Source organism: Paracoccus saliphilus (assembly GCF_028553805.1).
Classification (GTDB): Bacteria; Pseudomonadota; Alphaproteobacteria; order Rhodobacterales; family Rhodobacteraceae; genus Paracoccus; species Paracoccus saliphilus.
Genome location: NZ_CP067140.1, coordinates 2,860,099 through 2,882,681, shown reverse-complemented (window position 1 = coordinate 2,882,681; position 22,583 = coordinate 2,860,099). Strand labels below are relative to the sequence as shown.

At 61.8% G+C, this 22,583-nt stretch carries 24 protein-coding genes and 1 other RNA gene; 17 read left to right on the top strand and 8 right to left on the bottom strand.

From position 1 onward, the window contains the following. Positions 1-5 precede the first annotated feature (5 nt). Together recN and JHX88_RS13900 are read left to right on the top strand one after the other, a co-directional pair. Complete coding sequence (gene recN / locus JHX88_RS13905; protein ID WP_076523587.1) at positions 6-1,652, top strand: DNA repair protein RecN; 1,647 nt, start codon at positions 6-8, stop codon at positions 1,650-1,652. 69 nt (positions 1,653-1,721) lie between these two features. After that, positions 1,722-1,982, top strand: a complete 261-nt coding sequence (locus tag JHX88_RS13900; RefSeq protein WP_076523585.1) for a DUF2312 domain-containing protein — start codon at positions 1,722-1,724, stop codon at positions 1,980-1,982. 79 nt (positions 1,983-2,061) lie between these two features. On the opposite strand, the gene JHX88_RS13895 is transcribed toward JHX88_RS13900, so the two are convergent. Further along, entirely contained in the window at positions 2,062-3,006 is a 945-nt protein-coding gene (locus JHX88_RS13895) for a PDR/VanB family oxidoreductase (protein ID WP_076523584.1), read from the bottom strand. A 176-nt stretch (positions 3,007-3,182) separates the two neighbouring features. Here JHX88_RS13895 and JHX88_RS13890 point away from each other — a divergent pair, with 176 nt between their 5' ends. The 4 genes from JHX88_RS13890 (at position 3,183) to JHX88_RS13875 (ending at position 7,028) form a co-directional block, all read left to right on the top strand. Then, a complete protein-coding gene (locus JHX88_RS13890) occupies positions 3,183-4,097 on the top strand; it encodes a LysR substrate-binding domain-containing protein (RefSeq protein WP_076523582.1) in 915 nt (304 codons plus the stop codon). Between the two features lie 86 nt (positions 4,098-4,183). After that, positions 4,184-5,338, top strand: a complete 1,155-nt coding sequence (locus tag JHX88_RS13885; RefSeq protein ID WP_076523580.1) for an aromatic ring-hydroxylating oxygenase subunit alpha — start codon at positions 4,184-4,186, stop codon at positions 5,336-5,338. Next, a complete protein-coding gene (locus JHX88_RS13880) occupies positions 5,335-6,789 on the top strand; it encodes an aldehyde dehydrogenase family protein (protein ID WP_076523578.1) in 1,455 nt (484 codons plus the stop codon). Before JHX88_RS13885 ends, JHX88_RS13880 begins: the two co-directional genes overlap by 4 nt. Next, positions 6,789-7,028: a hypothetical protein gene (locus JHX88_RS13875; RefSeq protein WP_076523821.1), complete on the top strand. Its 240-nt coding sequence runs from the start codon at positions 6,789-6,791 to the stop codon at positions 7,026-7,028. Before JHX88_RS13880 ends, JHX88_RS13875 begins: the two co-directional genes overlap by 1 nt. 44 nt (positions 7,029-7,072) lie before the next feature. Here the strand turns inward: JHX88_RS13875 and JHX88_RS13870 are convergent, their stop codons facing one another. Further along, entirely contained in the window at positions 7,073-7,717 is a 645-nt protein-coding gene (locus tag JHX88_RS13870) for a GntR family transcriptional regulator (RefSeq protein WP_076523576.1), read from the bottom strand. Between the two features lie 217 nt (positions 7,718-7,934). Here JHX88_RS13870 and JHX88_RS13865 point away from each other — a divergent pair, with 217 nt between their 5' ends. The 11 genes from JHX88_RS13865 (at position 7,935) to JHX88_RS13815 (ending at position 16,824) form a co-directional block, all read left to right on the top strand. Continuing rightward, the gene (locus JHX88_RS13865) at positions 7,935-8,708 is read left to right on the top strand and encodes an ABC transporter substrate-binding protein (RefSeq protein ID WP_176011397.1); all 774 of its coding nucleotides are present in this window, start codon (positions 7,935-7,937) and stop codon (positions 8,706-8,708) included. A gap of 12 nt (positions 8,709-8,720) precedes the next feature. Beyond that, positions 8,721-9,158 carry a hypothetical protein gene (locus JHX88_RS13860; protein ID WP_076523572.1) on the top strand — a complete coding sequence of 146 codons (438 nt, stop codon included), beginning with the start codon at positions 8,721-8,723 and terminating at the stop codon, positions 9,156-9,158. Further along, positions 9,137-9,922, top strand: coding sequence for a D-glutamate cyclase family protein (locus tag JHX88_RS13855; protein WP_076523570.1), 786 nt, complete (start codon positions 9,137-9,139; stop codon positions 9,920-9,922). The genes JHX88_RS13860 and JHX88_RS13855 overlap by 22 nt, the downstream gene beginning before the upstream one ends. A gap of 1 nt (position 9,923) precedes the next feature. Further along, complete coding sequence (locus JHX88_RS13850) at positions 9,924-10,598, top strand: amino acid ABC transporter permease (RefSeq protein WP_076523568.1); 675 nt, start codon at positions 9,924-9,926, stop codon at positions 10,596-10,598. Between the two features lie 26 nt (positions 10,599-10,624). Further along, complete coding sequence (locus JHX88_RS13845) at positions 10,625-11,626, top strand: TRAP transporter substrate-binding protein (RefSeq protein WP_076523566.1); 1,002 nt, start codon at positions 10,625-10,627, stop codon at positions 11,624-11,626. Between the two features lies 1 nt (position 11,627). After that, positions 11,628-12,110 (top strand): TRAP transporter small permease, encoded by a 483-nt coding sequence (locus tag JHX88_RS13840; protein WP_076523563.1) that lies wholly within the window; start codon positions 11,628-11,630, stop codon positions 12,108-12,110. Continuing rightward, positions 12,107-13,399 (top strand): TRAP transporter large permease, encoded by a 1,293-nt coding sequence (locus JHX88_RS13835; RefSeq protein ID WP_076523561.1) that lies wholly within the window; start codon positions 12,107-12,109, stop codon positions 13,397-13,399. The genes JHX88_RS13840 and JHX88_RS13835 overlap by 4 nt, the downstream gene beginning before the upstream one ends. Positions 13,400-13,419: 20 nt before the next feature. Further along, positions 13,420-14,559 carry an aminotransferase class V-fold PLP-dependent enzyme gene (locus JHX88_RS13830; protein ID WP_076523559.1) on the top strand — a complete coding sequence of 380 codons (1,140 nt, stop codon included), beginning with the start codon at positions 13,420-13,422 and terminating at the stop codon, positions 14,557-14,559. Positions 14,560-14,758: 199 nt separating this feature from the next. Further along, the gene (locus JHX88_RS13825) at positions 14,759-15,436 is read left to right on the top strand and encodes a phosphatidylserine decarboxylase (RefSeq protein WP_272848032.1); all 678 of its coding nucleotides are present in this window, start codon (positions 14,759-14,761) and stop codon (positions 15,434-15,436) included. A gap of 8 nt (positions 15,437-15,444) precedes the next feature. Beyond that, entirely contained in the window at positions 15,445-16,191 is a 747-nt protein-coding gene (pssA, locus tag JHX88_RS13820; protein WP_076523555.1) for a CDP-diacylglycerol--serine O-phosphatidyltransferase, read from the top strand. Positions 16,192-16,200: 9 nt separating this feature from the next. Then, a complete protein-coding gene (locus tag JHX88_RS13815) occupies positions 16,201-16,824 on the top strand; it encodes a class I SAM-dependent methyltransferase (RefSeq protein ID WP_076523553.1) in 624 nt (207 codons plus the stop codon). A gap of 84 nt (positions 16,825-16,908) precedes the next feature. On the opposite strand, the gene ssrA is transcribed toward JHX88_RS13815, so the two are convergent. From ssrA to JHX88_RS13785, 6 genes are all read right to left on the bottom strand, one after another. Then, positions 16,909-17,262: a transfer-messenger RNA gene (gene ssrA, locus JHX88_RS13810) on the bottom strand. An 86-nt stretch (positions 17,263-17,348) separates the two neighbouring features. Further along, on the bottom strand, positions 17,349-18,686 hold the full coding sequence (locus JHX88_RS13805) for a branched-chain amino acid ABC transporter permease (RefSeq protein ID WP_076523551.1): 1,338 nt from the start codon (positions 18,684-18,686) through the stop codon (positions 17,349-17,351). A gap of 14 nt (positions 18,687-18,700) precedes the next feature. Then, entirely contained in the window at positions 18,701-19,708 is a 1,008-nt protein-coding gene (locus tag JHX88_RS13800) for a branched-chain amino acid ABC transporter permease (protein ID WP_076523549.1), read from the bottom strand. A 3-nt stretch (positions 19,709-19,711) separates the two neighbouring features. Next, entirely contained in the window at positions 19,712-20,425 is a 714-nt protein-coding gene (locus JHX88_RS13795; RefSeq protein ID WP_076523547.1) for an ABC transporter ATP-binding protein, read from the bottom strand. Beyond that, complete coding sequence (locus JHX88_RS13790) at positions 20,422-21,210, bottom strand: ABC transporter ATP-binding protein (protein WP_076523545.1); 789 nt, start codon at positions 21,208-21,210, stop codon at positions 20,422-20,424. Before JHX88_RS13790 ends, JHX88_RS13795 begins: the two co-directional genes overlap by 4 nt. 114 nt (positions 21,211-21,324) lie before the next feature. Further along, positions 21,325-22,509 carry an ABC transporter substrate-binding protein gene (locus JHX88_RS13785; RefSeq protein WP_076523820.1) on the bottom strand — a complete coding sequence of 395 codons (1,185 nt, stop codon included), beginning with the start codon at positions 22,507-22,509 and terminating at the stop codon, positions 21,325-21,327. Between the last annotated feature and the right edge of the window lie 74 nt (positions 22,510-22,583).

Below are 22,583 nucleotides of genomic sequence, written 5' to 3'. Positions count from 1 at the left end.
GCACGATGCTGCAATCGCTGGAAATCCGCAACATGCTCCTGATCGACCGGCTGGAGCTTTGCTTTGCGCCGGGGCTGAACGTGTTGACGGGCGAGACTGGGGCGGGCAAGTCGATTCTGCTGGATTGCCTTGGGTTCGTGTTGGGCTGGCGCGGTCGCGCCGACCTGGTCCGGCAGGGCGCGGCTCAGGGCGAGGTGACAGCGGTATTCGATTTGCCCGCAGTTCACCCCGCGCGCGCGATTCTGGCGGAAGCCGGTATCGAGGCCGAAGATGGCGAACTCATCCTGCGCCGCGTGAATGGCGGAGATGGGCGCAAGACTGGCTGGATAAATGACCGGCGCGTGTCGGGCGAAGTGTTGCGACAGCTTTCAGAGCAACTGGTCGAGTTGCATGGGCAGCACGACGATCGCGGTTTGCTGAACCCGCGCGGGCATCGCGCGCTTCTGGATGCATTCGGGCGTCTCGACCTGTCTCCGACGCGGCAGGCATGGACTGCCCGTCGCAAGGCCCGCTCGGCCCTGGCGGAGGCCGAGGCGGAACTGGCGGCTGCCCGCGAGGAAGAGGAATTCCTGCGCCACGCCGTCAAGGAACTGGACGATCTTGCCCCGCAGCCCGGCGAAGAGGCCGAACTGGACACGCGCCGCCGCAACATGCAGGCCGCCGCGCGGATCCGCGAAGATGTCGAGCGTGCGCTGCGGATGCTGGGCCCCGAGGGCGCGGAAGGGGCGATACTGGATGCGAATCGCTGGCTCGAAGGGGCGGCGGAGAGTGCGGATGGCCGTCTCGACGATCCGATCTCGGCCCTGTCGCGGGCGCTAATCGAGTTGGGCGAGGCTCATAGCGGTGTCGAGACCGCGTTGTCTGCGCTGGATTTCAACCCCTTGGATTTGGACGCCGCGGAAGAGCGTTTGTTTGCGCTGCGTGCCCTGGCGCGCAAGCATGACGTGCTGGCCGATGATCTGGCCGGGCTTGGCGATACATTGCGTGAGCGTCTGGACAAGATCGACGCGGGCGAGGATTCGCTGGCCGTGCTGCGTGATGAGGCAGAGACCGCCGATGATGCCTATCGACAGGCGGCGGATGACCTGAGCGCGGCCCGGGTCGAGGCGGCCAAGCGGCTGGACAAGGCGGTGATGGCAGAACTGGCACCGTTGAAGATGGAGCGCGCCATTTTCGAGACCGGGCTTGACCGCTGCGAGCCGGGCCCGGACGGGCAGGACAGCGTGGCATTCACCGTTGCCACCAATCCCGGCGCGGCGGCGGGCCCGTTGGACAAGATCGCCTCGGGCGGGGAATTGTCGCGTTTCCTGTTGGCGCTGAAGGTTTGCCTTGCGCGCGGAAACAGCGCCTTGGTGATGATTTTCGACGAAATCGACCGGGGTGTGGGCGGAGCGACCGCGGACGCGGTCGGGCGGCGGCTGAAAAAGCTGGCGCAGGACGCGCAGAACCTGGTGGTGACGCATTCCCCGCAGGTTGCGGCATTGGGCGATCAGCATTTCCATGTCTCCAAATCGGTCTCGGACGGCATGACGACCTCGGTCGTGGCGGAACTGGCGCCAGAGCCGCGCGTGGAGGAAATCGCGCGCATGCTGTCAGGTGACAAGATCACCGATGCCGCTACGGCAGCCGCCCGGGCATTGCTTGAAGGATAGTCTTGGCGTTGCCTGTCGCGCGGATCGAACTTACAGAGGGCATCCGGAACGAAAAGGGATGAAAAATTCATGGATCAACAGAGCAGCGACGCCTCTTACCGTGTCACAGCAGACGAACTCCGTCAGTTCATAGAGCAGATCGAGAGCCTGGAGGCGGAAAAGAAGGATATCGCCGACCGCATCAAGGAAACATATGCGGAAAGCAAGGCGCGGGGCTACGATCAGAAAGCCCTGAAATCCATCGTGAGCCTCAGGAAGAAGGACAAGGACGAGGTGGCAGAGCAGGAAGCCATCCTGGAAGTGTACAAGGAAGCCTTGGGGATGACGTAGGAAAAACGATCCGGCCAAGTTTGTTGGTCGGTTCATTTTTCGTCGGGAAGGGCGCTTTGACGCGGATCGGTAATCCCGGTCAAAGGCGAAGCACGAGCCGTTTGGAGAGCGCCCGCGAGACGCAGACGCACATGAACTCGTTCGTTGCCTGCTCTTCCGGAGACAACACGGAATCGCGGTGATCGACTTCACCGCTCGCGACATCGACCATGCAGGATCCGCACAGCCCCTCGGAACAGCCGTAATCGACATGAATGCCGTGATCTCGGAGGACTTCGAGGATCGTTTGCTCCTTGGTCACGGTATAGACTGCGCCGTTCGATTCCATCTCGATCTCGAAAACCCCGTTGGGCGCATGGTCCATTTCCGAACTGGCGGCGAAACGCTCGAAATGGATGGAACCTCCCCTGAGGCCGGTTCCGGCTTTCAGAACCGCTTGCAGCATCGGCTCGGGACCGCAGGTATAGACATCGCCGCCCGCTTGCATGGATTGCATCACGGCCGAGAAATCGAAGACGCCATTCTCGTCATCGCAATGCAGATGATACCGTTCATTCAGCCCAAGACTGCGGAACTGCGCGTCCATCGCCGCATATTCGCGGGAACGCACCAGGTAGTAGACCCGGAAGTCCGTCTGCTTGTTCAGCAGGTGATGTGCCATCGCATAGATCGGGGTTGCGCCGATGCCGCCGGCGATCAGGGTGACGTGCTGCACCGTATCCTGCAGCGTGAAATGGTTGCGAGGCCCGCCGATATGCAACTCGTCGCCTTCGCGCAGGGCATGCATCGCTTTCGAGCCGCCACGGCCATCCGCTTCGTGTTTCACCGCGATATTCAGCCATTTTCCGGCATGATCCCAGTTCCAGAGAGAATATTGCCGGATGAGGTCTTCCGCCAGATGGATATCGACATGCGCTCCGGGCTCCAGTCCGGTGAACCGGCCCTCGGCTAGTTCGAACCGAAAATCCGCGATATCCGGGGTCAGTCGTGTTTTCTGAACCAGGCGGGCGCGTCGAATGTCCATTCACCTCTCCTCCCTGCTTTCCAAAGCGGCCATTTTTCCCGCCCATGGGCTGGCCCGGCCAAGCGGTTCTCTGTCCCTGCCATCATGATCGCATCTGGTCGGATTCATCCTCGCCTTCAATGCGGAAAAAATTCATACTAAGTTGAAACAACCTAAACCGAGCATGGGTTGCCGATATGTCTCGTCGCTACTATCACCTTCCTCCGCTGACGACGCTGGCCGCCTTCGAGACATCGGCGCGTCACCTCAGCTTCAAGAATGCCGCGCAGGAGCTTTCGGTGACGCCGGGGGCTGTCAGCCATCAGATCAAGGCGCTGGAGGGGGAGCTCGGCGTGCAATTGTTCCGGCGCAAGCATCGCGGGGTCGAGCTGACCGAGGAGGGGGAGAGCCTGTTCGACAGCCTCGCTTCCAGCTTTGCCAAGATCTCGCAATGCTTGAAAAGCCTTCAGGAGCGGGGCAGCGGGAACAGGGTCACCATCGGCTCGACATCCGCGGTTGCCTCGCTCTGGCTCTCGCCTTCGGTGGTAAGGTTCTGGCGCAATTATCCCGATGTGGATGTCAATCAGAGCATTCAGGATGAACAATCGCTGAATGCGCCCGAGATCGACCTGTATATACGCTATGGGCGCAGTTCGGATACACGGCTGATGCAAACCGAACTGTTTCGCGACCATCTGATCCCGGTCGGCAGTCCGGGTATGGCGGCAAGGTTGAACGGATGCGCGCTTGCCGATCTGGCGCGCGAACGCCTTATCCATCTGGAATCGAGCAATAAGAATTGGACGACTTGGCATGACTGGTTCCTGCGGATGGGCCATGACGCCCCTGTCTCTTCCGGTGTCCGGGTGAACAACTACGCCGTTGCGTTGCAGGTCGCGCAGGAGGGGGCCGGCCTCGCATTGGGCTGGCAGCGCCTGATCCGGCCACTGCTTGCGACGGGACAACTGGTCCCGATCATTCCCCATGCGATCTCTGCCCCGAACCGCTTCTATCTTGTCGGGCGCCCGGACGAGGAATTGTCCGAGGCCGCCCTGCGGTTGAAAAGCTGGATCATACAGGAGCTTGGCGCACAGACAGATGAGCTGAACTAATGTCAGATTGAGGTTTTCTGCTATTGAGAAGACCCGCCTCCCTGGATCATTTTCCGCCCCGAGGAACTCGGTCAGGAAGATCAGGGATGAATATGCAAAGTGCGCTCAGTGCCGTCATGACGCCGATCAATACGGCTAATGGTTTGCCGAACCAGCATTACATCGATCCGGCCATCTTCGCCGAGGAAAAGCGCTCGGTTCTGTTCGCCAGTTGGTCGGGCATCGGCTTTGGCAAGGATATCCCGGAAACCGGAGACGCGAAGCCGGTGGATTTCCTGGGCATGCCGCTTTTGATGGTGCGCGACCGCGACGGGTCCATCGGCGTGTTCCAGAATACCTGCCGTCATCGCGGCATGATCCTTATCGAGACCGCGCAAAAGATCCGTGGCGCGATCCGCTGCCCCTATCACAGCTGGTGTTACGGTCTGAACGGAGCCCTGCGCACGACCCCCCATGTCGGTGGCCCCGGCCACAACACTCATGCAGATATCGACATGTCCAAGCTGGGGCTGATCCGTATCCGCTCCTATGTCTGGCGCGATGTGATCTTCGTGAACGTGGATGGCAGCGCGCCGGATTTCGAAGAGGTTCATGGCGATCTGATGGAGCGTTGGAAGGAATTCGACCAGCCGATCCATCACGGCGGCGAATGGTCGTCGCTTCGTCTCGAGGTCAAGTCGAACTGGAAGCTAGCGGTCGAGAATTACTGCGAAAGCTATCACCTGCCATGGGTCCATCCCGGGCTGAACAGCTATTCACGGCTCGAAGATCACTACAACATCCAGGAGCCGGGCAAATATTCGGGGCAGGGCACCCTCGTCTATCGCCAGTTGCGGGACGAGAATAACACGACCTTGCCCGATTTCGCGGGTCTCGGCGAGAAATGGGACAAGGGCGCCGAATATATCGCCGTCTATCCCAATGTCCTGCTGGGGGTGCAGCGCGACCATGCCTTCGCCATCGTGCTGGAGCCGGTGGATTGCGAACACACCATCGAGCATATCGAGCTTTACTATTCCAAACCCACCGAGACGACGCATGAGCTGGACAGCCTGCGCGGCTCGAACGCGCAGCTTTGGAAGACCGTGTTCGAAGAGGATGTCTTCGTCGTCGAGGGCATGCAGAAGGGCCGGCACGGAGAATTGTTCGACGGCGGACGTTTCTCTCCGGTGATGGATGGCCCGACGCATAATTTCCATCACTGGGTGGCATTGCAGGTCGAAAGGGGCCGCGCGGCATGAATCCATTCATCGCCGACGGGCTGGCGCGGAACTTCATCGCCGGAGAATGGGTCGAAGGTGATGGCGGCGCGGTGATCGCAGTCACCGATCCCGGCTGCGAGGAACATGTCGCCGATTGCGCACAGGCCAGCGAGCAAAGCCTTGCCCGCGCGCTCGATGCCGCCCGTGCCACGTTCGAGCGGGGCGATCTGGCCGATATGAAACCCGCCGCCCGTGCCCGGCTGATGATGCGGATCGCGGGGGAAATCCGGGGCATTGCAGCGGAAGGTGGGGACATCCTGTGCCGTGAAAGCGGCAAGACCCTGGCTGCCGCGCAGGACGAGTTCGAGGAGGCTGCGCAGTATTTCGAGTATTACGGCGGGGTCGCCGACAAGATCGAGGGCAAGTCGATCCCGCTTGGCCCGGATTATGCCGATTACACGGTTTACGAGCCCTATGGCGTATCGGCCCAGATCGTGCCGTGGAATTTCCCGGTTTCGATCGCTGCCCGCTCACTCGCTCCGGCCCTGGCGGCGGGAAACTCGGTGATCGTGAAATCGCCCGAACTGGACCCGATCGGGCTGGCCATGCTGGGGCTGGCTTTCGAGCGGGCCGAGCTTCCTGCTGGCGCGGTGTCGATCCTGAACGGGATCGGACGGGAGATAGGCGCGAAATTGGTGCAATCCCCGCAGATCGATCAGATCGTGTTCACCGGCTCGGTCCCCACGGGGCAGTCGATCCTGCGGGATGCGGCCGGTCCGGTCACGCCGAGCCTGATGGAGCTGGGTGGAAAATCCGCGGCCGTGGTCTTCGAGGACGCCGATCTCGACACCCTGATCGCCAGCCTTCGGAGCGGTATCTTCTTCAATGCCGGGCAGGTCTGTTCGGCCATGTCGCGGGTGTTGGTGCAACGTTCGATCTATGAACGGGCGGTCGAATACGCGGCGGAGATGGCCGGCGGACTGTCCGTCGGGCACGGTCTGGGCAACCCCGATCATACGCCGGTCATTTCTGCGGCACAGTTGCGGGCGGTCGAGGAGATCGCCTCGACCGCCCGTCAGGATGGGGCGCGCGTGGTCATCGGCGGCGCGCGGCTAGAGCGGCTCGGCCATTTCATGGCACCGACGATCCTCGCCGATGTGGACGCGGCCAGCCGTGCCGCGCAGGAGGAAATCTTCGGCCCCGTCGCCTGCATGACGCCCTTCGATACCGAGGCCGAAGCAATCGCGATGGCCAATGGCACCGAGTTCGGGCTGGTCGCCGGGGTGTTCACCCGTGATCTGGCGCGCGCACATCGCTTGGCGCGCAAGCTGAGGGCGGGGCAGGTCTTCGTGAATGAATGGTTCGCGGGCGGGATCGCCACTCCCTTCGGCGGTGTCGGCAAGTCGGGCTTTGGGCGCGAAAAGGGGCTCGAGGCACTTTACAACTATGTCCGCACCAAGAATATCGCGATCTCTTTGCGGGGGGCATGATGGATCTTGCCGCGCTCGATCAAGAGCTGCTCAGGGCGCATGCCGAGGGTGACAAGCCCGCGCTGGTTCGCCTCTATGCTCTGGCGGGAGGCGAGCGCGAAGCGGCGAATGACATCGAAGCCGCCTGTTTCTACCTGACCCATGCCTTCGTCTTCGCGTTGGAGGCCGGTGCGCCCGAGGCGGATAATCTGAACCGGCGTCTTCATCGCTATGGCCGTGCCCATCGCCTGACATTCTGAAGCATCAAGTTGCATTTCAGTGGCGCCCGGTTCTTCTGCGCAGCTTATTCGGTCAGTTCCAGGTAACTGTCCTCGGCCGCCAGGACAAAGCGCAGCATGATGTCGCTGGCCCGTACCGGGTCGCGGCGCGTGAAGGCTGCCAGCAGGTCGCGCTGACCGGCGACGATCACGCGATGCGCCTTGGAGTCGCGCATGGTTGCCATGCGAACCGTCTGCACCTGCGCCAGGTAGCGGAGGATCATTGTCCTCAATTCTTCGTTCGGTACGGCGGAAAGCCATTGATTTCGGATGATCTCGGAAGCTTCGTAGAGCAACCTGATATCATGCGAAGCGACCGTGCTCTCGGCCTTGTCGACGGCATCAGCCATCAGTGCCAGCCCGTCTTCGCCAAGTGCGTTGGTGGCCAATGCGGCGGCGCGGGGTTCCAGCAGGCGGCGAATCTCGAATATCTCCAGCACTTGCCGGCGGCTGAGATCGGGGAGCATGAAGCCCCGCGTCGTGGCGGTCAGATATCCTTCATGCGCCAGCCGCATCAAGGCATCGCGCACGGGCATCCGGGACATGTTCTGCTCGGCGGCGATGGTGGTGTCGACCAGCCGATCCTCCGGTCCGATCTGGCCGTGCTGAATCCTGCCCAGATACTCGTCATAGATCAGGTCGCGCAGATGCTGTTTGCTTGGCTTCGTCACTGATTTCTCCAAATGCGTATACGAATTTTCGAATAGTTTTCACAGCAAGTCCAGCGTTTACGGCGAAGGATTTCCTTTAAGTCTAAAATACTTCTTTAATTCGTATACGGTTCATGCCAAGTTCAAGGCACTGATTCAAGGCGCCATCAAGAATCGCCGATCAGCCCAACAGTTCGGAGGACAAGAAATGCCCCTTTCCAGAAGATCCTGTCTCGGAGTGACAGCGGCTGTCGCATTTGCCGCCATGACCGGGACCGCGCTGGCCCAGGACGTGCTGAAGGTCGGGTCCTACCCGGCAAATCCGCCTTGGGAATACAAGAACGAGGCCGGTGAGTTCGAAGGTTTCGAAGTCGATATCGTGACCGAGATTGCCGATCGCATGGGCATGGAGGCCGAATTCCAGGGGCTGGATTTCCGGGCGCTGTTCGTCGCCACCGCCTCGCAACGTGTGGACATGGTCATTTCTTCCCTGACCATCACGGAAGAACGGCTGGAGTCGCAGGCCTTCACCCAACCCTATGTCGAGGGCGCCTTGGGGATCGGTGTGAAATCCGGCTCGGACATCGCTTCGATGGATGATCTCAAGGGTCGCCGGGTGGGTTCCATCGCCACCTCTTTCCCCGAGAACTGGCTCAAGGAACGGGAGGAAGAACTGCAACTGGGCAGCTATTCAAGCTATGACACGACGTCGAACATGCTGACCGATCTGCGGAATGGCCGTATCGAGGCGGCGGTGAACGATGTTGTCGGGCTGCGCTATGCCTTCACCAAGATGGAGGGGCTGGACGTCGCCGCCGAGATCAATACCGGCGAAAAATTCGCCATGATGATGCCAAAGGCATCGGACAAGCTCGAGCAGGTGAATGCCATCATTTCCGAAATGAAGGAGGATGGCACCATGGCCGGATTGTACGAGAAATGGTTCGGCGTCGCCCCGGCCGAGGGCAGTCTGACCGTCACCCCGCAGCCCGTACCGACCTCTGCCGAATAAGGGGAAAGCTGCATGACCCAGGCCCATCTCGCCTCGGCGCGTATCGACACCCCGGCCAGTTTCGCGCTGTCCCAGCTAGCCGATGCGCGGGCCGTCGGGCGGTGGGCGCTTGGCAGCATGAATTTCGAGCCGTTGGGCGAGGGGCTGTGGCAAGGCGTGTCGCTGTTCGATGGCTCGCCTTCCATTGTCGAGATCGTCCTGCATCAGGAACTTGGGCTGATCGACTATCACGTCGGCAGCCGCGAGCATCGCGTGCCGCGAGTCTCGATCCGGGTGACCTCCGGGGCGGATTGGGGCATGGGCGCGGATCAATGCATTGCTGCGATGACGACATGGCGCGCCGGCTGGATGGATGGCGAACGCTGGCGGCGCACCTGCGTCACCCACGAAACCGAAGTGCTGCTTTTCAAGGCGCAGATCGAAACGGCATGGAACAACGCAGAGAATTGAGCCCCACCGAATGGCGCGCAGCCTTTCGGCAGGGCCGGGCGCAGGGCCAGACCAGCGCCCTTGCCCCTGGTTATCAGCAGGCCAACATCGCGATCGTCCCCGCCGCGGTCGCTGACGAGTTCGAGGCTTTCCTGCGCGCCAATCCCCTGGCCTGCCCGTTGCTTGCAAGGGGGCGGGCGGGCGATCCCGGCCTGCCGGAACTGGGTGCCGATATCGACATTCGCAGCGATCTGCCGCGCTATCGCCTGTTCGATGCCGGATATCCGGCGGGTCTGCTTACGGATGTGACCGATGCTTGGCGCGACGATTTCGTGCCCTTCGCCATCGGCTGTTCGCTGAGCTTCGAGGCCGATCTCGTCGCGGGCGGCGTCGCCTTGCGGTGTCACGCGCCGGGCGTCAGCTGTTCGGCCTTTGACAGCAGCATTCCCAATCATCCAGCGGGCTGTTTCGGCGGGAATATGGTCGTCTCGATGCGGGCGGTTCCCGCGGATCAGGTCGATCTGGCCACGGAACTGACCCGCCGCCATCCCGAGGCGCATGGTGCCCCCGTCCATGCCGGCGATCCCGCCCGGATCGGCGTGAACCTGTCGCGACCGATAGACGGGTTGGGGCTGACCGATATCCGGGCAGGCGAGGTGCCGGTCTTCTGGGCCTGCGGCGTGACGCTGGAGCGCGCCATCGAAAGCGCCGGGCTGACTGCGATCACCCATGCGCCGGGGCACATGCTGATCACCGATCTGCCCACCGGCCAGGGAAGGGGCTGACATGGAAATCATAGATATCTTCTTCAATGCAGAGGTGATGCGGAAGGCCTTTCCCATCCTGCTGCGCGGGCTACTGAATACCGTGCTACTGGGGCTTGCCGCGATCGTCTTTGGCGGCATGCTGGGCGTGGCGATCTGCCTCGTGCGCCTCTATGCACCAAGGCCGCTGCGCCTTCTGGCGCTGGTCTATATCGACATCCTGCGCGCCATCCCGGTGCTGGTGGTGCTGATCCTCGTCTATTACGCCCTGCCTTTCGTCGGTATCACCATGTCCTCCTTCATGGCCGCGACCATCGCCCTGTCGCTGGTGCTGGCGGCCTATACGGCCGAGGTCGTGCGGGCCGGGATCGAGGCGGTGCCGAAGGGTCAGTTCGAGGCGTCCGAGGCGTTGGGGCTGTCTTTCTTCGTGACCATGCGCCATGTCGTCCTGCCGCAAGCCGTGCGCATCATGATCCCGCCGCTGGCCTCTTATTCCGTCGCCATCATCAAGGATACCTCGCTGGCCTCGGTGGTCGCGATGAACGATCTGTTGAAACAGGCGACGGACGCGCAGGCCCTGTTCGCCAACCCTACGCCGCTGCTGGCGGCGGCAGTGATCTATATCGCCATACTCTGGCCATTGGTGCGCTTCACTGGCTGGCTCGAACAGCATTACCGGCGCGGCTACCAGCGCTGACGCTCATCCAACAGGAGCATGATCACATGAAACTCTGCCGAATTTTCCCGATCGCCCTGGCGCTTTCCGTCGGAATGGCCGGAAGCGTTCCGGCGCAGAACATCACCGTCGGCCTCTTGCTTCCCGAAGAGATGCCGGGCTTCGATTTCGTGAACGGCATGTATGGCCTGTTCAAGGACGAGGTCGAAGCCAATTCCGAGATGAGCGTGGATCTGGTCTATGGCGGCGCGCTTGGCGCTCCGAATGACCGGCTTGCCCAGATGCGGCGCGGCGTGATCCAGATGACGGATGCCGCCGATGGCAACTATGCAAGTATTTTCAGCGATATCCAGGTTCTCAACATGCCCTATCTCTTCCCGAACGAAGAGGTGGCCTGGAAGGTTCTGGATGGACCATTCGGTGACAAGATGGCCGATGACATTCGCGAAGTGACGGGCGTGCGGGTGCTGGGCTGGTGGGAATCCGGCGGTTTCAAGCATTTCAGCGCGAACAAGCCACTTTCCACCCCCGAGGATCTGGATGGCTTGAAACTGCGGGTTCTGGGTCCCCTGGCCACGACGCCTGTCGAGGCGATGGGCGCCTCTGCCTCGCGGGTCTCCTTTGGTGAACTTTATACATCCTTGCGAACCGGAGTCGTGGATGGGCAGGACAATTCGGTTTCCGTCTTCAACCTAGTCAAGCTTTACGAGGTGCAGGATCACCTGACCCTGACCGGGCACAGCTATGCGTTCGGGCCGTTGGGCATATCCGATGCCTTCTATGCCGGGCTGACCGCAGAGCAGCAGCAGGTGATCGATGCCGCCGCCGAAAAGGCCATCGCCTTCAACCGCGAAACCTCGCGTTCGGTCGAGGCCGAGGCGCTGGATTTCACGCGCGAGCAGGGGGTCGAGGTGGTGGACCTGACCCCCGATCAGCGTGCCGCGTTCAAGGCGGTCATGCAGCCGGTGGCAAATGAATGGCTGCGGGGTTCCATCGACCATCCCGAACTGGTCGACGAGGCGCTCGCCGCTGTCGAGGCCGCGCGGTAAAATGCTTGCCTTGGCGGCCTTTGTCTCTGCGGTCGAGCGCGTCACCCGAGGCGCGGCGGCCCTGTGCCTTGCCGCGATGCTGGCATTGGTGCTGGCGCAGGTCGGGCTGCGCTATAGCGGCGCGGGTGTCCCGGCCTTTACCGAAGAGCTTGCCCGCTACGCGATGATCTGGATGACCCTGTTGGCCATGGCGGTCGCAGTCCGGGAAGGCAGTCATATCGGCATCGACTTCATACCCGCGACCCTGCGTGCCAAAGCGCCGCGCGCAGCAAAATGGCTGGAGGCAATGTTCGACCTGTTGTCGGTGGCGCTGTTCATCATCCTGATCTGGCAGGGCATCGACATGGTGAGTTTCGCCTTTGTTCAACGCAGCGAGGGCCTGCAGATCCGCCTAGCCTATCCATATGTGATCATGCCCATCGCCTTCCTGCTGGCCGCACTGTTTGCCCTGTCCCGGCGGTTGCTGGAGAGGGAGGCGGCATGAGCGACAGCCTTACGGTCCTGATCGCGGCATTCCTGCTGCTCGTGGTGATCGGTCTTCCGGTCGCATGGTCCTTGCTGGCGGGCGTGCTGGCCTGGGTCCTGTTCACCGGCAAGCTGATGTTCCTGCCGATGATGGCCGAACGGATCTATCAGGGGATGGATTCCTTCGTCCTGATGGCGATCCCGTTATTCATCCTCGCCGGGGAGCTGGTGAACGAGGGCAAGATCACCGATCGCCTCGTGCATTTCGCCAATGTCCTGTTCGGTTGGATGCGCGGGGGGCTGGCGCAAGTGAATATCGGCGCGTCGATCCTGTTCTCGGGGATCACCGGGGTCGCTCTCGGGGATATTGCCGCGCTCGGGCGGGTCTTCATTCCCGCCATGGTCAAACAGGGCTATTCAGCGGCCTATGCGGCTGCGGTCACTGCCTCTTCCTCGATCATCGGGCCGATGGTGCCGCCATCGCTGGTGGCGGTGATCTATGGCTCGATGACCGGTATCTCTATCGGGGCGCTGATGCTGGCGACGCTGCTGCCCGGCCTTGTCGTGGGGCTGGCGCAGATGTTGCTGGTCGGCGTGCAGGCGCGTCGGCATGACTTTCCACGAGTAGAGATGCCGCGCAGCCCGCGCATCCTGCTGAATTCGGCGGGCAACGCGCTGGTGCCGCTGATGATCCCGGTCATCATCCTTGCCGGGATCATGGGCGGGTTGATGACCCCGACCGAGGCCGGGGCCGTGGCCTGCGGATATGCCCTGCTGGTGGCGCTGGTCCTGTACCGTTCGGTTCGGCTGCCCATGCTCGGCCGGATCTTCGCGCGTTCCGCCGTATTCTCCGGCCAGCTTCTGATCATCGTCGGCTGCGGCGCCGCCTTCTCATGGGTCATGGGGATGGAGAACGTGCCGCGGATGCTGGGCGACGCGGTGTCGGGATGGGAGCTGGGCCATTTCCGCACGCTGCTGATCTTCAACCTCGTATTGCTGGTGCTGGGCATGGTGATCGATCCGACGACGGTCATTATCCTGTTCGGTCCGCTCTTGTCCGCCGCTGCCACACAGGCCGGGATCGACCCGGTGCATTTCGGTGTCGTGGCGATCCTCAATCTCAATATCGGCTTGCTGACCCCGCCGCTCGGTGTCTGCCTGTTCGCGGCCGAACGGATCGCGGGCTGCGGGCTGGGCGCGTTGCTCAGGGCCAATTTGCCCTTCCTTCTGATCAATATCGCAGCGCTGATCCTGCTTGCGCTTCTGCCCGGGCTCAGCCTGTGGCTGCCGCGGCAATTCGGCTTCTGAACCAAATATGGAGACATAAGATGCGTGATACCGCCGAACCCGGTGAAGCCTACCTGCTTTATCACTCGATCGGGCAATATTCCGGCAAGGCCACCGACCTGAAGCGCGGGATGGATGCGTTCTGCGACAGCTGGGCCGCCTGCGATGACGGCCAGTGGGGGTTTGTTCTGGGGCAGCGGCAGCGCTTCATCGATCTGTGGCGCGGGATAGTCAACGCCCCCGAGGACACGATGACCACGACCGAGAATGTCACCAGCGGCCTTGCATCGATCATCGGTGCCTTGCCGGACAAGTATCTGAAGGGCAAGCAGGTGCTTGTTGCCGAGGATTGCTTTCCCTCGCTGCATTTCCTGCTGACCGGACTGGCCCCGCGCCTTGGTTTCACGCTGCGGACGGTTCCCTTGCGGCAGGGTGCCACCTGGGTCGAGGACGAGGATTTCATCGACGCATGGACGCCTGAAGTGGGGCTGGCGCTGCTGACCTGGGTCAGTTCGACCAGTTCGCATCGCTGCGATCTCGAGCGGCTGGTCGCGCATGGCCGCGAGATGGGCAGCGTCATTGGCACGGATATCACCCAGGCTGCTGGCCTGCTGCCCTATGATGTCCACGCGCCCGAGGTGGATTTCACCCTCTCGACCAGTCTCAAATGGATGTGCGGTACGCCCGGAGCCGGGGTGATCTATGTCTCGCCACGGCTGATCCCGGAATGTCATCCGGATCTGCGCGGATGGTTCTCGCAGGACAATCCGTTTTCCTGGGGGCTGGATGCGTTCGAGTTCGCAACCGGTATCCGGCGTTTCGATCACGGCACACCGGCATCGGTGCCCGCCGTGGCGAGCCTGCCGGCGCTCGAATGGTACAACCGTCAGGACCACGCGGCCATCCTGTCGCACAACAGGGAACTGTCGGCGATATTGCTGGACGGCTTCGACGATCTGAATCTCCGGCTGGCCAGCCCACGCGACCCCGATCAGCGGGGGGGCAGCCTGATGGTCACCTTGCCGGACAAACTCCCCGGCGCGGATGTCGTCTCGGGTTTGCGCGACGCCGGCATCCATGCGGATTCGCGAAGCCAGACATTGCGGATGTCGCCGGGTGTGGTCACGACCCGTGCCGGGGTGGAGCAGACATTGGAAACTCTGGCCTCGATCACCGGTTGAAGACTGCCTGCAGCCGGGCATTCCTACAGGCGGTTCATCGTAGCGATGAATCGCCTGCTGTGCATTTGGCATATCTTTTCCGGCTGTCATGAGGTAGGTCCACCCCGGGTTTTGGCTGTGGGCGCCGTAAAACCCGCGAATGGCGGGCCGTCATTCCATTCGTCCTTTGAAAACCAAGTTCCGAGGAGAACAGAGACACATGCGCATGCGCGACACATTCATCAAGCCGATGCATCGGGAAGGCATCCGCTTCGTGGCGATCTTCGCGGTCGTGACGCTCGGCCTGTTCCTGCTGTCGGATTTGCTGGGCTGGATCGGCGTCGGCCTGACCATCTGGTGCTATTATTTCTTCCGCGATCCGGTGCGCTTCCCCCCGGCGCGCCCCGGAGTGATCGTCAGCCCGGCCGACGGGATCGTCTCGCTCATCGAAGAGGCCGTGCCGCCTGCCGAGCTTGGCATGCCGGATGTCCCGCTCACCCGGATCAGCGTTTTCATGAACGTGTTCAATTGCCATGTGAACCGGTCCCCGGTCGCGGGCGAGGTCGCGTCACTCGCCTACCGCCCGGGCAAGTTCTTCAATGCCTCACTGGACAAGGCAAGTGCGGATAACGAGCGCAACAGCCTGTGCATCCGCATGGACGACGGGCGGGATCTGGCCGTTGTGCAGATCGCGGGCCTGGTGGCGCGGCGCATCGTCTGTTTCGTCAAGCCGGGGGACAGGCTGCAGACCGGTGAACGCTTCGGCCTGATCCGCTTCGGTTCGCGGCTGGATGTCTATCTGCCAGTGGGCGTGATGCCGCTGGTAAGCATCGGTCAAACGATGGTTGCCGGTGAAACCGTTCTGGCCGATTTGCTTTCCCCGCCTCAAGGCGGTTAGAAGAACCCATGGCGGAACCCTCGAACAAATCCGAGCCCGGGTTTTCCCTGATCCAGTTACTGCCGAATGTGCTGACCATAACGGCCATTTGCGCTGGTATGTCTGCCATCAGGTTTGGCGTGCAGGAAAATTACATGCTTGCGGTGCAACTCATCATCGCGGCCGGCATCCTTGATGCGATGGACGGGCGGATCGCCCGCCTTCTCGGCAGTTGCAGCAAGATCGGGGCGGAACTCGATTCTCTCGCCGATTTCCTGAATTTCGGGGTTGCCCCGTCGCTCACGCTGTATTTCTGGGCCTTGCAAGACATCCGCGGCCTGGGCTGGATATCCGTGCTGATCTTTGCGATCTGCTGCGTCATGCGGCTGGCACGGTTCAATGTGGGCAATAAATCGGACGGCGAGGATCACGACAGCGCTTATTTCGAGGGCGTACCTTCCCCCGCTGGCGCTTTGCTTGTCATGTTGCCTATATATGTTTCCTTTACCTTCGCGGACGCACCGGTGCTGCCGGGAATCGTGATCTGTACCTACATGATCCTCGTTGGCCTTCTGCTGATCAGCCGAATCCCGACCTGGTCGTTCAAGATGACAAGGATCTCGCGCGGGAACGTCAAGTTCTTCCTCATCGGGGTCGCCATTATAGGTGCCGCGCTTTTGACCTTTGCCTGGATCACGCTGATCGCGCTTTGCCTTGGTTATATCGGGATGGTTATCTGGGCGGGTATCGACAAGAAACGTCCTTCAGGCCGATAAGGAACAGACATGGATATCGACGCCGTTCAAACCTCTTATTCCCGTTGGGCCCCGGTCTATGATAATACCTTCGGCGCCGTCACCAATCTCGGCAGGCGCAAGACGGTGGAGCATATCAACACCCGACCGGGAAGCGTTCTCGAAGTCGGGGTCGGCACCGGCCTGTCGCTGGAGCATTACAAGCCCGATATGCAGGTGACGGGAATCGATTTCAGCGAAGAGATGCTGCAGAAGGCCATCGCCAAGGTGCAGCGGATGAAGCTGGATCACGTCACCGATCTTCGGCAGATGGATGCGCGCAACCTCGATTTCCCCGATAATCACTTCGATACGGTCGCGGCGATGCATGTCCTGTCGGTCGTGCCGGAACCCGAGAGGGTGATGGTCGAGATCGCACGGGTCTGCAAACCGGGCGGCAAGGTGGTGATCACCAACCACTTTGCCCGGACAGAGGGCGTTCTCGCGAGACTGGAAAGGGCTTTCGCCCCACTCTCGAATACGATCGGCTGGCATTCCGACTTCGAGATGGACACCGTCCTGCAAGAAGAGGAACTGGTTCTTGAGGAGCAGAGATCGCTTCCGCCGCTCGGGATGATGACCTTGCTTGTCCTCGGCAAGGTTGCGGCCGGGTAATCTTTGGCTCGCGCCGTTTCTCGTCAGTGACGCGCGCGCCCCGGATACGGCCGCGACAACAGCTGGTTACTGCAAGGGAAATAAAGTGCAGGATTCTGTTGCCAGGCTCCTGCGGGCCCCGCCTGAAGCTGCTAGGCGTCAGGGCTTAAGGTTTCGGTTTGGTTACTGCTTACGCAGCAACGGCCACCGGAGCACGGTTGTCATTGGCAACTGTACATTTAGCACCGATAACGGTGGTAGCTCACCGGGACAAAGCAAACCCCTTTAGACGTTCGTCGATCCTGTTTCGGCCCCATGTTCCCCCAATGAGGGTAATTGGTGGAGCCGCCGGGTACCGCCCCCGGGTCCGATCCGCTTATTACGAGCGCGTTTATGTCCATAGCCCGACCGAAGCCGAACAGGTTGAATATAGGGGCGCGGGCAGGATGCTGCAAGGATGGATCGGGTCAGGCGAACATAAACTGACGTACCCGCCTGACCAAGGGACGCGGCGCACTCTTGGGCACGCCGCGCAATTGTCTTGCCTATTTCTCCGGCACCAGCCCGCGCGGCGCAAAGCGCAGGACCAGAAGCAGCACCAGCCCCATGGCGATGAAGCGCATATGGGCGGCGCTATCGAGCAGATGCGCCTTCAGATTGCCATCGGGCATGGGCGAGGTCAGCAATGCGATCAGTTGCGGCCCCCAGATCTCGGCCTTGATCCACAGGAACCAGATCAGCACTGCGCCCAAGACCGCACCCCAGTTATTGCCGGACCCGCCGACGATCACCATCACCCAGATCAGAAAGGTGTAGCGCAAGGGATTATATCCCACCGGCGCCATCAGCCCGTCCAGCGTGATCATCATCGCCCCCGCGATCCCGATCACGGCCGAGCCGAGGATGAAGACTTGCAGATGCCGGGCGGTCACATCCTTGCCCATCGCCTCGGCCGCCGTTTCATTGTCGCGGATCGCGCGCATCATCCGGCCCCATGGCGATTTCAGCGCCAACTCTGCCAGCAGGATGATCGACAGCAGGACGACAAGGAACAGTAGCATGTAGCAGAGCTTGACCCAGATTCCCGAGGCGGTGGAGGCGGCCATGCCCCAGCTATTGGCCAGTTCGAGGAATTCGGGATTCCGCTGCAGCTCGATCTCGAAGGGGACGGGGCGGGGGATGGTGGTGACGTTCTTGACGCCGCGTGCCAGCCAATCCTCGTTCTTGAGCACGGCAACGATGATCTCGCCGATGCCGAGCGTGGCGATGGCGAGGTAATCCGAGCGCAGCCCCAAAGCCACCTTGCCCACCGCCCATGCGGCGGCAGCGGCAAAGACACCACCCACGGCCCATGACAACAGGACCGGCAAGCCCAGCCCGCCGATATTGCCGTGCCGTGCCGGATTGTTCGACTCGATCGCCGTCACCGCCGGATCGAAGAGCCAGCGATAGACGATGAAACCTGCGATCAGCACGGCGGTCACGGCCAACCCGCGCCATTTCGGCAGGCGCTTGCGAAGCTGTGCGGCCAGTGCCAGCGTGCCGACCGCCATCGCCAGCGCGATCAGCACACGGGGGACTCCGGCCTCCCACGCGCCTTCGACCGGCTGCGTCGAGATCAGTACCGGGGCCAGCCCGCCAAGGGCGAGAAAGCCCACCACGCCGACATTGAACAGCCCGGCATAGCCCCATTGCATGTTCACGCCCAGGGCCGTGACGGCCGAGATCAGCCCCATGTTCAGCATGGCGAGCGAGGTGTTCCAGCTACCCGAGAACATCCCGTTCCTGACCGTGCCTTCAAGGATGAACAGAGTTGCGAGAATGGCGAAAAGCACCGGGGCGCGCCAGACGCTGGCGCTCGCGGCTTGACGGTTCGTAGACATGCGCGAGCCCTCCCTTATACCGATTTGCCGCGGAACAGCCCGGTCGGGCGGAACAGCAGCACCACGATCAGAATCACGAAACTGACGGCGAATTTATATTCCGTCCCCAGAAGCTGCAGCAGCCCGCCAGGCTGCCAATCGGGGAAGATATAGCCGGCGATCTTCAACCATGGATAGGTGACCGCGACCTCCGAGAATGCCACCAGGAACCCGCCCGCGATCGCGCCCACCGGGTTGCCGAGGCCGCCAACGATGGCGGCGGCGAAGATCGGCAGCAGGATCTGGAAATAGTTGAAGGGCTTGAAAGCCTTGTCGAGACCGTAAAGCGTTCCGGCGATGGTCGCCAGCGCGGCGGCGATGATCCAGGTCATGCGCACAACCTTTTCCGGATCGATGCCCGACAGCAGCGCCAGATCCTCGTTGTCGGAATAGGCACGCATGGCCTTGCCCGATTTGGTGCGGTTGAGAAAGCGGAACAGCGCCCAGACCACGATCACCGCGATGACGATGGTCAATCCCTGCGTGGTCTTGAGGGCGAGTCCCTCTTTCAGCCCGGTCATTTCCCGGAAATCACGCACGTTGATAATGAAACGCTCCCCATCGGCAAAATTTTGTTGATCGACGCCGATCAGCAGGCGGGTCAGCCCGTTCATCAGGAACATGACGCCGACAGAGGCCATGACGAAGATGATCGGCTTGGCTTTCTGTGCCCGGTAGAACCGGTAAACGGCACGGTCGGTCGCCAGCGCCATGACAGCGGTCGCGGCGATGCCAATGGGCAGGGCGAGCAGGGCGGTCGGCAGCGGCCCCAAAGTGATACCGAGCGCCTGCAACCCCCATGTCGCGAGGATGGTGACGGCTGTGCCGAAAGCCATGGTGTCGCCATGGGCGAAGTTCGAAAAGCGCAGGATGCCATAGATCAGCGTCACCCCAAGCGCCCCGAGCGCAAGCTGCGCCCCATAGGCGGCGGCGGGTATGACGACGAAGTTCAGGATCGCGACGACGGCGTTCAGGATGTCCATCTCTCAGCCCCCCAGGAATGTGCGGCGGACCTCGGGATCGGCCAAGAGTGCCTGCCCGGTGTCGGTGTAGCGGTTTTCGCCCTGCGCAAGGACATAGCCGATATCGGCGATCTCCAATGCCTGTCTGGCGTTCTGTTCGACCATCAGGATCGAGATGCCGGTGCGGGCGATCTCGATGATGCGGTCGAAAAGCTCATCCATGACGATGGGGCTCACGCCCGCCGTCGGTTCGTCAAGCATCAGCAGCCGGGGCTGGGTCATCAGGGCGCGGCCGACGGCGACCTGTTGACGCTGCCCGCCCGAGAGTTCTCCGGCCGGTTGGCGGCGCTTGTCCTTGAGGATCGGGAAGAGGTCGAAGACCTGCTCCATCGTGGTCTTGATATCGTCGTCGCGGATGAAGGCACCCATTTCGAGATTTTCCTCGACCGACATCGACGGGAAGACATTGCTCACCTGCGGCACGAAGCCCATGCCCTTTTTGACCCGGTCCTGCGGTGAAAGGCCGGAGATATCCTCTCCGTCCAGCGTCACCCGGCCTTCGCGCAGATGCAGCATGCCGAAAACCGCCTTCATCGCGGTGGATTTTCCGGCGCCGTTGGGGCCCACGATCACCGCGATCTGACCTTTGTCCACGGTTACGGTGCAACCATGCAGGATATCGGCCTTGCCATAGCCGCCGCGCATGTCCGTTGCGGATAGATAATGGCTATCGCTCATGCGTCGGCCTCTGCTTTTATCTTGTTTTTCAGGCCGGTGCCCAGGTAAGCCTCGATCACGGCCTCGTTCTGCATGATCTCGTCGGCCGCGCCTTCGGCCAGCACCTGGCCGGTGGCCATGACGATCACCGGATCGCAAAGCTTGGCGATGAAATCCATGTCATGCTCGATCACGCAGAACGTGTAACCACGCTCGCGGTTCAGCCGCACGATGGCATCGCCGATGGTGCCCAGAAGCGTGCGGTTCACGCCTGCGCCGACCTCGTCGAGGAACACCACCTTGGCGTCGACCATCATCGTGCGTCCCAGTTCCAGCAGCTTTTTCTGCCCGCCCGAGAGGTTGCCGGCCTTTTCATGCGCCAAATGGCGGATGGTCAGGAAGTCGAGCACCTCGTTAGCCTTGCGATGCAGCTCGGCCTCTTCCCGCTCGATGCGGCCGCGTTGGAGCCATGTGCTCCAGATCGCCTCTCCGGTCTGTTTGCCCGGAACCATCATCAGGTTCTCGCGTACTGTCATCGATGCGAATTCATGCGCCAGCTGGAAGGTGCGCAGAAGACCGCGATGGAACAGCTCATGCGGGGGCAGGCCGGTGATATCCTGACCATCCATGAAGACGCGCCCGGATGTAGGAGGCAACACCCCCGCGATAACATTGAACAATGTGGATTTTCCGGCGCCATTCGGTCCGATCAGCCCGGTGATTGAACCGGTTTCGATGGTCAGGCTGGCGCCATCGACGGCGCGAAACCCGCCGAAATGCCGGTGTAGGTCTTCGACCCTTATCATGCGTTTTTCCCTGCCTTCACTCTATGTGGTGAAGCTTCTCCGTCGAAGCGGTTGATTATATGTTAATCGGCCCGGCACCCACGAGAGGCGCCGGGCCGGAGCAATCAGACCTGCTCAGCGATAGCCGATGACTTCCATCGCGCCATCGGTAAAGGCGACTTCGCGATAGATGCCCGCCGATTCACCCGCGCCGACAAGTTCGACCGAGGTGGCGCCGACATAGTCGATATCGCCGCCGCCATTGAGGACCTCCAGGCCCTTGGCGAGTTCGCCCGGCAGGATTTTCTCGCCCGGCTCGTTGGCGATATCCATGATCGCTTCCTTGTAGGCGTTCGGATCGCTGGAGCCGGCGGCGGCCATGCCCAACAGCATCAAGGCCGCAGCATCATAAGCCTCGGCCGAGAATGCGCCGGTGCCGTCGAAACCCGCCTCTTCGGCCATCGAGACAAAGGTGTCGCGGCCTTCGCCTTCAGCAGCGGGGTTCTGTCCGAAGCTGCCGTCGATCTCGGTGCCGAAATTGTCGACCAATGCCTGACCGACCATGCCGTCGGGGAAGACGAAAGTGTCAAACGCGCCGGTATCCAGTGCGGCGCGCACAACGCCCGAGCCTCCCTGATCGACGTAACCGGCCACGACGAGAGCCTCGCCCCCGGATGCGGCCAGCGCGGCCACCTCGGCAGAATAGTCGGCCTTGCCGTCCTCATGGGCGGAATTGACGGTCACGGAGCCGCCCTTTTCCTCGAACGCGGCCTGGAAACTTTCGGCGAGCCCCTTGCCGTAATCATTGTTGGTATAGGTCACGGCAACGGTTTCGAGACCCTTCTCCATGATGATATCTGCCATCACTTCGCCCTGACGTGCGTCCGACGGCGAGGTGCGGAAGAACAGTCCTTCATCCTCGATCTCGGACAATGCGGGCGAGGTGGCCGAAGGCGAGATCATGACGATGCCGTTAGGCACGGCCACGTTTTCCAGCGAGGCGATGGTTTCGCCCGAGCACATCCCGCCGACGATGCCCTTCACGCCTTCGGCCGTAATCAGGCGCTCCACGGTTGCGGTCGCGGCGGCGGCGTCCGCGCAGGTCGAATCGCCCTGGACCAGCGTCACGGTCGAACCGTCCAGCAGCAGTCCGGATTCGCTGACCTCCTTGACGGCGAGCTCGGCCCCGGCCTGCATCGCGGGCGCCATGGATTCCAGCGGTCCGGTAAAGCCGAGAGAGGTTCCCAGCTTGATTTCCTCAGCACTGGTTACGCCCGCTGCAAGAGCCGTTGCGGCGGTTGCGAGAAGAAGTTTTTTCATCGATTTGTCTCCCAGTTGGAACAACATCCTGCCTTGCAGGTTAAAAGCCCCGTGAACAAAAGGAAAGCGACTTG